General features: G+C 47.5%; 8 protein-coding genes and 1 tRNA gene. All 9 read right to left on the minus strand.

Annotated elements, in window-relative coordinates:
- Positions 1–75: 75 nt before the first annotated feature.
- The gene (locus tag JXO48_05425; GenBank protein ID MBN2283312.1) at positions 76–522 is read right to left on the minus strand and encodes an acyl dehydratase; all 447 of its coding nucleotides are present in this window, start codon (positions 520–522) and stop codon (positions 76–78) included.
- 19 nt (positions 523–541) lie between these two features.
- Positions 542–1,009 (minus strand): MaoC family dehydratase N-terminal domain-containing protein, encoded by a 468-nt coding sequence (locus tag JXO48_05430; protein ID MBN2283313.1) that lies wholly within the window; start codon positions 1,007–1,009, stop codon positions 542–544.
- Positions 1,010–1,066: 57 nt separating this feature from the next.
- Positions 1,067–1,861, minus strand: a complete 795-nt coding sequence (locus tag JXO48_05435; protein MBN2283314.1) for an enoyl-CoA hydratase/isomerase family protein — start codon at positions 1,859–1,861, stop codon at positions 1,067–1,069.
- A 57-nt stretch (positions 1,862–1,918) separates the two neighbouring features.
- A complete protein-coding gene (gene sucD, locus JXO48_05440; protein MBN2283315.1) occupies positions 1,919–2,785 on the minus strand; it encodes a succinate--CoA ligase subunit alpha in 867 nt (288 codons plus the stop codon).
- Complete coding sequence (gene sucC, locus JXO48_05445) at positions 2,782–3,924, minus strand: succinate--CoA ligase subunit beta (protein ID MBN2283316.1); 1,143 nt, start codon at positions 3,922–3,924, stop codon at positions 2,782–2,784. The genes sucD and sucC overlap by 4 nt, the downstream gene beginning before the upstream one ends.
- A gap of 418 nt (positions 3,925–4,342) precedes the next feature.
- Positions 4,343–6,265: a sigma 54-interacting transcriptional regulator gene (locus JXO48_05450; protein MBN2283317.1), complete on the minus strand. Its 1,923-nt coding sequence runs from the start codon at positions 6,263–6,265 to the stop codon at positions 4,343–4,345.
- 193 nt (positions 6,266–6,458) lie between these two features.
- A complete protein-coding gene (locus JXO48_05455; protein MBN2283318.1) occupies positions 6,459–7,232 on the minus strand; it encodes an HD domain-containing protein in 774 nt (257 codons plus the stop codon).
- A gap of 103 nt (positions 7,233–7,335) precedes the next feature.
- On the minus strand, positions 7,336–9,222 hold the full coding sequence (locus JXO48_05460) for a GNAT family N-acetyltransferase (GenBank protein ID MBN2283319.1): 1,887 nt from the start codon (positions 9,220–9,222) through the stop codon (positions 7,336–7,338).
- A gap of 236 nt (positions 9,223–9,458) precedes the next feature.
- Positions 9,459–9,535 (minus strand) — tRNA-Arg (locus JXO48_05465).
- Positions 9,536–9,638: the final 103 nt, after the last annotated feature.

Below are 9,638 nucleotides of genomic sequence, written 5' to 3' on the forward strand. Positions count from 1 at the left end.
TGCTCACAAGCACCAGAAGAACACTTGTTACTATGGGTATCCTTTTCATCATTACCTTCGTAATTTTCATATCGGTTAAACGCCGGCAGATCTGAGGGGAAGAACAACCACGGCATTCCCTTTTGTGGTCACGATTTCCTTTTGATTCTCCGCCCACAGTTCACAATATACAGTACCCTGCTCTTCCTCAATGTTCTTTGCAGTGACTTTCCCTTTGATATGGAGCGTATTCCCAGGTACATCGATCGCCCTGTATGAGGCGCTGACCTTTTTGAGCGTCCCGTGTTCTCCGATCCATTCCCTCATCAGCCTGTCAAAAAGCGCCAGTTTTAATGGTCCCTGTACCAGAACATCAGGATGACCCTCTGCTCTCGCGACATCCTTATCATAATGGATCGGATGAAAATTGTTACGGGCGGCCGCAAATCGAACCATCATTTCAGTCGTGATCGGCCCATAACTGATCGTCGGAAGCTCCATGCCTTCCTGAACATCTTCGTAATATATTTGTGATACCTTCATTTTCTTTTCTCCCCATGCGCTATCGCCTGATACTCGTTATCTGATGCCTCATAACTACTATACCGTCCTGGTTTATGTACTCGGTCACGGCAACGACGAAAACCATCTTCGCGTTCTTGCCTTCCTTTTCATAAACATCGATCACCGTGCTTTTTGCACGGATCGTATCTCCCACATAGATGGGATGGAGCAATTCGATCTCGTCCTTGCCCCGCACTCGATTCTTGACCGGCAGGGGGATCTTCCACGTTATCTCCCTTTCGTCACCCGAAGGTACGTTGTAATCAAAGAAGGTAACGGGCGCTAGCAGTTTGCCGTGTTTACTCTTCTTTGCGAACTCCTCATCCGTGTAAAGCGGACTGGTATCCTCGATTGCCCGGGCGAGTTTTAACAAAGCGCCTTTCTCTATTTCGAGCGGCCCTCCCAGCGGCGTTTCAGCACCGATCATCTTTTTGGCCTCAGGCCCAATTAATGTCTCGTTTCCCATTATTGCCTCCTGCATTCGTGTTATAGATCATAAGGAACATGTCTGAACCGACTGTGGCTATTTCCCCTTCCACACCGGTTTCCGTTTTTCTAAAAAGGCTTTTCGCCCCTCTTCAAAATCTTCACTATCCCATGACGCATCGCAGATATATTCCATAAAAGAATACTGACCCTGAAATATCCAGTTTCTCCATCGCATAATGGCTTCTTTCATCGTGCGAACAGCCAAGGGCCCGTTCTGACATATTCTTTCCGCTACCTCCGTTGCAGCGGAAAGCGCTTCTTCGCGATCAGACACGACCTTGTTTATCAAACCGACCTCATAGGCACGCTGAGCCGTCATCCGGTCCCCCAGGTACAGAATTTCATGAGCGATTGCCGGAGATACATGATACAGCAAGGGAAGAGCGATCTTGGTCGCATTACCGAACTTGGGTTCCGGCATGCCGAACACAGCGTCCTCGGTCGCGATCCTGATATCCGTCTCAAGGGCCAACCACATACCGCCCCCTAATGCATAGCGATGAATGGCCCCTATCACGGGTTTCGTAATGCCATACCGATTAGGGCTGCCGAGCAGTGCCGGTGATGTGTTCACAGGTGTCGGAGGTACCGGATCCTTCAGGAGCGGGTAAGAATCAAAAGCACCAAAGCCAGCAAAATCGGCACCGGTGCAAAAGGCCTTGCCCTCACCACTCAATACGGCAACCCACAGATTTTCATCATCCCTGAAATCAAGCCACACGTGAGCCAATTCATTCAACATCTCAGGACTCAGTGAGTTCATCTTTTCAGGACGGTTATAGGAAATATAGGCGATCTTATCCTTTTTTTCATACTTTATCAGGGACATCGTGTTTCCTCCTCTCCGTTACCTGACATTCGTATTTCATTGTTCGCGTCCATGGGCTTATAGAAGTTCAAGAAGCGCCCTTACAACATCTTTCGGTGTATGCATGACCTGTACACCAGCGGCATTAAAGGCTTCCATCTTTGATTCAAATGTTCCTTTTCCCTGTGTGATGATTGCGCCGGCATGACCCATCGCTTTTCCCGGAGGCGCGCTTTTTCCTCCCATGAGAGCGACTACCGGTTTTGTTCCAATTTCCTGAATGACCGATGCTGCTTTTTCCTCAGCCAAACCGCCGATTTCTCCAATTATAACAATTCCTTTTGTTTCAGGATCGTTCTCAAAAAGCGGTATCAATTTGTCAAAACTCGTACCGGGAATTCTATCCCCACCAATGCCCACCACCGTTGTTTGACCGAGACCCGCCTTGCTCAGCTCATCACATATTTCGTAAGAAAGGGACCCACTCCTGCTCATTACGCCGATCGGGCCCGGCGCATAGGCCCGCGAGGGCATGATGCCCAGCTTGCACTGCCTGGGTGTGATCAGACCGGGGGTATTCGGTCCGATCACCCAGGATCTTGTGCCATCGAGTTTCATCCTGATGTTCATCATGTCGCGTATCGGAACACCGTCGGCGATATTGACGATCACTGCAACACCAGCATCAATGGCATCGAGGATGCTCTGCGTCGCCCCGCGAGGTGGAACGAAACCGATACAGGCTTCTATATCCTGGGATATTTTTGCCTCGAGGATCGTGTCGTAGATGGGAATTCCCTCAAAATCCTGTCCGCCTTTCCCCGGAACCACACCCGCCACAATGTTCGTACCTTCCTGCAACATTAATTTCGTATGAAATGACCCTTGCTTGCCTGTTATTCCCTGAACGGCAACGCGCGTATTTTTATCTACAAGGATACTCATTGTCTTGCCTCCAGCATTCTCTTCAAACAGTTCAGCGTATCTCCCAGTTCCGAGTACACGTCATATTTTGCATCTTTTAATATTTTCTGTCCTTCCTCTGCATTCGTTCCCTGAATACGCATGATTATCGGCTTTGAGGACGCCTGTTCCATGGAATCGATAGCTTCCAGCAACGACGTGGCCACTTCGTCCATCCTGGTCAAACCGCCGAACATGTTGAGCAGAATGTAAACAACCGTTGGGTCGGAATATAAAACCTCAAGAGCCGTCTTGAAACCCTCAGGGTTGATTCCGTGGCTCATGTCGATGAAACACCGCGCTTTGCTACCTAGTTGCTGGATCAGGTCCATCGTCAGCATTGTCATGCCTGCACCTGCGCACAGCAGACCGACTTCACCATCGCCAAGATCCACATAATCAACACCTTTTTCCCGCAAGACCATTTCCTTGAACTGGCCCTTGAATGCCGCTATTTCCGGGTGACGGAACAGGGCGTTATCATCGACGTTCAACCGCCCGTCAGCAGCGATAAGCGAATTATCCCGGGTAACAACCAAAGGATTGATTTCCACCAGTGTCGCCTCACTGTCGTTGAAGACTTCATAAAGATTGAGGGCGATGGCAACGAATTGGCTCCAGACATTTCTTGGAAAATCCAGTGACTTTAGAAGACCAATAACCGCGTAGGAAGGCAATCCCCGTTTCGGATCAATGATATACTTACCCAATGCATCAGGGAAATTCTTCGCAACCTCTTCAATATCCATTCCTCCTTTCGGGCTGATCAGAAGAACGGGTAATTGGGCGTCGGGATCTATGGTAAAACTTAAAAAATACTCGTTCTGTATATTGAGTTTTTCCTCCAGAAGGATCTTTTCAACCTGTAATCCTTTGATGTGCATTCCTTTAATGGCAAGGAATGTCTCATGGGCATGTTCGATCGAATCGACAACTTTGATACCGCCGGCCTTGCCTCTTCCTCCCGTAAGCACCTGAGCTTTCAAGATCCCAAATGCATCATCACCCAGTGATGCATGTGCCTCATTTATTTCCTGCTCGTCTGATAGCAGGTATCCTTTTGGTATCGGAATTCCATGGTTCGCGAATACGGATTTTGCCTGATGCTCATACAAATTCATGGAACAGTCTCCCTTCCGGCATTGCTTTTTTAAAAATTGCCACAATTTTAGATAGAGTCGGTAGCGTGAAAAACTATTGAGCAATTGATATGCCAAATGCACTATTGAAAGGTATTTGTTTGATTTAACTGTACGTTCACAGATAATGAACTTACTATGTTGTGTTTCATTATATTCAAAATGAGACATCATGCTGTTTCAATTCTATGGACATGAAACACTTTTGGCGACCTCTAACCACTTTTGACCTGTCATGATCACAACCACGCCAGCGCAGGTAGAAACCACTTTGAAAATGAAGGAATCCCGGGCAGAAATTGAGAATTTCTCAAATAGGAGGTTAAAGAGGAATGTATCGGAATGATCGCTTTATTGTGATAGGGAAGATGTGAAAAGAAAAAAAGGAAGGATATGTATATCAGGCGAGATTATATTTTTTTAATTTCCTCCATAAGGCCGAACGGCTGACACCAATTGATTTGGCAAGCTGCCCCATGTTCATATTTTTTTCCTTTAGGAGGGACGTTAAAATTTCCGCTTCCGTTTCTTCATCTGCTGGTTTCACCCTTTTCCAGGTCCTTGTTTTCCCCTCCGTTTCTTTTGTTTCAAACTTGTCTTGTTTAACGCCATATATGATCTCCCGCAACATTGCTTTTACAACACCAAAGGACAAGGTATTTCCTTCTCCCATAAGAACTACTAATTGCGTTAATACGTTCGACAATTCCCTGACATTGCCTTTCCAGGGATAATTTGAAAATTCCCGAAGCGCCAGGGTAATTATTTTTTTATTATATTCAGACACATGAAATGTATCGAGGATATGCAGGGTGATCGGATATAAATCTTCTATTCTGTCACGAAGCGGAGGAACATAGAGATGAAGGACATTCAAACGGTAATAGAGATCTTCACGGAAGCTTCCCTCGGCTACCTTTTCCCCTAAGTTCTCATTTGTTGCAGCGATCACTCTCACATTCACGGGGATGACCTGGTTCCCACCGACTTTTATTACTTCCTTCTGTTCTATTACCCTCAGCAAGCGCCCCTGGACATCAAAATTGAGTTTCCCGATCTCATCAAGAAATATCGTACCATTGTGAACAATTTCAAAGTAGCCGGGTTTCCCTCCCTTTTTTGCACCTGTGAACGATCCTTCCTCGTAGCCGAACAATTCGGCTTCAAGAAGATTCGGAGGAATTGCGGCACAGTTTATGGCGATAAAAGGTCCTTTTTTCCGCTTGCTTTCATTAACGATGCTATGTGCAAAAAGCTCTTTGCCGGTACCGCTCTCCCCGGTTATTAAAATTGTAAAATCCGTCGCTGAAAACTTTTTCGCTTTTTCTATGGTTTCCACTATGGAATCATGATTCCCCAAAATATCATCAAAGGTGAAGTTCTTTGCCGTCAATCCTCTTGCGTGGAGTGAGAACCTGATATCCTCTTCCATCTTCTGAACTTTGTCAGCTTCGTGAATGGAACAGACCCCGCCAAAATTTATTCCATCCAGTTTGATTGGAACCGAATGGATAATTACGTTCTTGTCGTTGATGCTTTCAATAGATTCATATTCATTATTATTGGTGATCGCCTTCAAAAGCCCGGTTTTCTTGAGGACAAAATCATTATACTTTCCCAATACGTCATGACCGGGGATTTTGAATATCTGTTCCGAAACGGTGTTGAACACAGTGATCTTTTTATGGATATCAATGGCGATAATTCCTTCTTCCGTTTCATTCACGATCGTTAATAATTGAATCCTTTTTTGTTTTTCGTCCAATTTCGACCACGCCACTTTATACGCATTGTCCAGTGCGTATTCGATCCATTCCTCACTCGATTCAACCAGTATCGTCCTGAATCCATGCTCACCGGCAATATCGCAGGTCAGGCCGCCGCCAACGATAGCATGTCTTTCACTGTTCAATTTATTAATTTTATTGTTCAGCTCTGTTCGTGTTTCAAATTTGAATTCCAGGATCTCTCTGCCGAGAACTTTTTCTAGTGTTGCAATATCCTTATGAATACCGCGAAAATTTCCAAGTACCAGGGTTTCCTTTACCTCACCGGCTTTCAATATGGCCTTTAAAACCTCCATGCTGCCTATCTTAATAGGGACAACGGGAATGTTGATATGTTCTTTTATTATCGAATCGGTCCCTTCACGTGCAACAATGACGTCGATACCCTCTGCTTCCATTTTCCGTGCTGTTGCAATGGCCTCCTCTATGGCGGCATAAATAGCCCATAGACAGACCCCCTTCTTCTTCGATATTTTTTTTGCTTCACTTACTAATTTTTTATACGGGGCAACGAGCCCTATTCTGATATCGCCCATTCCGCTCTATCCTTGCCGACAACTGAGTGTTCACAACATGTATTGAACACATTGAAAAAAAGGTAAAGGTCACTTGAAACCTGAAAGTGTTGTTGTGTATCAAATTATTTTCACAGTATCAATATCATCTGAAAAGCGGGAGTAGACCGATCATCGGGCCGAGAGACACTGTGAAAGCCGTATCTTGCTTCACCTACATTTTGTAGGAGTCAAATAACCGGCGCTCCGCTTCGCCTTCGATCGAAGCGGTAACTTCCACGAACGGCGTCAGAGAAGAATGTTTCAGTTTGTTCTTCAGCAGTTCATCGATCTGATAGATCCCCGCCGCGTTAACAAGCTTGATTCCAATACGTACGGGTTTTGTTTGTCCTTTTTCAATATTCACTCCCGCGATGGCTTGCGCGGATATGGAATGAATGTTCACTTTTCCCGCTTCAAAGGGTATCCGTGAACGGCCTTCCGTCATGTCGAGCGCGTCGGCGACTTTAAGAACACCCGCTTCGATGGTCAGGCATTCTTCATCCGCGTCATGGGCGACCACGGCATGGAGTGTTTCTGAAACCATGATTGTCAGATCCGGTTCGTCATAGAGCCCCTCCAGCAGTTCACGCACTTTCCGAAACGCGATAAAGAGGCTGTACCGTTCGTGATCATCACGATGCACCGAAATGCCGGTATCGTGGAAACATGCCGCCAATACGACGATCAGCTCCGCATCTCCAGCGGTCAGGCCATGATCTTTCACCACACTCGGTTCTACTCCTCCTTCGACCAATAAGCGGAGTATACGCAGGGCGGCATTTGCTACGATACGAATATGTACCTCTCCATGATCGCTGATTCCGGAACGGTCAACCGCGTTGACGTTCGCGCACTTCCAGATCTGAAACAGTTCTTTATCAGCGTTGATCCGCTTTATTAAAAGCTGCAGCTTTTTGTTGTTTCGCGCGGGTAGTTTGAATTCCATACAATGTTCCTCAGTTCCTCCGTGTCTCGAAAAACGTCCGTCACATCAGATCCGGGCTGCTGAAGACAGGTCCGGGCACCTTGTCACCGACAGGCATCCGCACCTAGTTCTCGAACATCATGGTCACCTCATAGCTGCCATAGCTCGGTGGCGACGTACAGACATTGTTGGTGCACTTGTAAGCCAGCTTGATCATTTTTTCATTCTCGGTGAGGATATCCGCGGTAAATCCGCGGATCCCTTTTGATTTCGCGTATTCGATCATTTTATCCTGCAGGCAGGAACCAAGCCCCTGTCCCTGCCACTCGGGCCGGATCATGTATGCTATGTCGGCAAGCCTGGTCGCCTGATCCATATAGTAACAGGAACTGCCGACAACACATTCATCTTCTTCTTTTTCACCGGTGACCGCGACAAAGGCCATTTCATGCTCATAATCCACGTTACACAGATGCTGCGCCTTTGATTCGGAAAGAGAGTTGAGCTTGGTGAAAAACCGCGTAATAACATCTTTCGGACTGAGATGATAGAACAGGTCCTGAAGTCCGCTGTAATCGCTTGCCCTGGCCGGCCGGATCAAAACCTTGGTGCCGTTCCTCAGCTCGATCTCACGATCTTCATCATGCGGATAGGCACCCCTGCTTTTCAGAACCTGGTCTTTGCGGACATACCCAAGCCTTTTCGCCTCTTCCAGCAGCCAGGGGCGGAAATCCGGGTGCGCGATCTCGATAAGCGAAAGGGCCCGCTCACGGATGGATTTTCCAAATAGATAGGCGGTCCCATACTCGGTGATGACATAGTGGATCTCCGATCGAGAAATGGTCACCCCTTCCCCCTCATGCAAAAGCGGCCGTATACGTGAGTTTTCACCGTCTTCCGTAATAGAAGAAAGACAGACAATGGGCTTTCCCCCGGGTGATCCGGCAGAACCCCGGAGAAATTCGGGCTGCGTGGATACACCGCTGTAAAATTCCCCCTCGAACTGATCCGAGCACACCTGCCCCGTAAGATCTATGGCAAAGGCCTGAGTGACGGAGACAAGCTTGCTGTTCCTGGCCAGTATCGCGGGATCACATATGTATTCTATGGGATAAAAGGCCACTGTCGGGTTTCTGTCAACAAAATCGTAGAGTCGCCTGGTCCCCAAACAATAGCTCGCGACAACCTGGCCCTTATGAAGTGTCTTGGCATTCCCGGTTACTATCCCTTCTTCGATAAGATCGATGATCGGTTCGGTTATGACATCGGAGTGGATCCCCAGATCCCTCCTGTTGGCAAGATATTTGAGCATCTCATTGGGGATCCTCCCCAGCCCGATCTGCAGGGTGGAACCATCTTCAATGATCCTGGCAACATAGCGGGCTATCTGTTCCGAAATGGCATCCATTATATGGGGATGGGTATATTCGGCAACAGGAGTATCCACCAGGACCGCGTGGTCTATGCAATCAACGGGGATCACCGTGTCGCCGAGTGTCCACGGCATGTTCGGATTGATCTCCGCAATAACGGTCCTCGCCTGTTCCACCGCGGTTCTGGTAATGTCCACGGATACCCCCAGGCTCACATGTCCATGTTTATCGGGGAGAGATACCTGGATAAGAGCGACATCGGGAACCACTCTGCCGCTCCGGAACAGGGCACATGCCTGCGGCAGGGAAATGGGGACATAATCGGCCCGGCCTTCATTGACGATCTCACGGGTATCGGTCCCGACGAAAAATGATCTATGATGATATTTCGTATGCGGCACACCGTCTTTTCTGGGAACAGCACCGTCCGTCAGAAAGTGCAGCAGATGGACATCAGCGGGCTTTGTTTCCAGGTTCTCAAGGGCCATGATCAATGTTCGTGGTGTTGCGCATGCGGTCGCGATAAAAACCTTGTCCCCCGGTCTGATAACGGAAACCGCCTCGTCCGGTGTTGTTAATTTGTCCTGAAAGATCTTTGACATTTCTTGAACAGAAAATCCTGCAGGTTCTTCTCTCATAATAAAACCCCCGATAAAAATTGCATGAAAGTAAACCCGTTTGCGTTTATATGATTGTGGTCTGGTTCCGGTATTTGTACCACATGTTTTCGAATTCGGGGTGATATATTTACAAATTTTTTGTGCGGGATCACTAACAGTTTGTAATTATTGGGAATATGTGAATATGGCATATTCTGAAAACGCTGCCAACTAAAAAGGGCTACAGACTGATACTCTGTAACCCTTTTTATTTCTGGCACGCCCACCTGGATTCGAACCAGGGACCTTCGGATTCGTAGTCCGACGCTCTATCCAGCTGAGCCATGGGCGCGCGCTGTTCCGTTATAAATGGCGGAGAGAGGGGGATTCGAACCCCCGGTACACCTTTTGGGGCGTACAATCGCTTAGCAGGCGATCGCTTTCAGCCACTCAGC

Source organism: Deltaproteobacteria bacterium (assembly GCA_016933965.1).
In the GTDB taxonomy this organism is placed as follows: Bacteria; Desulfobacterota; Syntrophia; order Syntrophales; family UBA2210; genus JAFGTS01.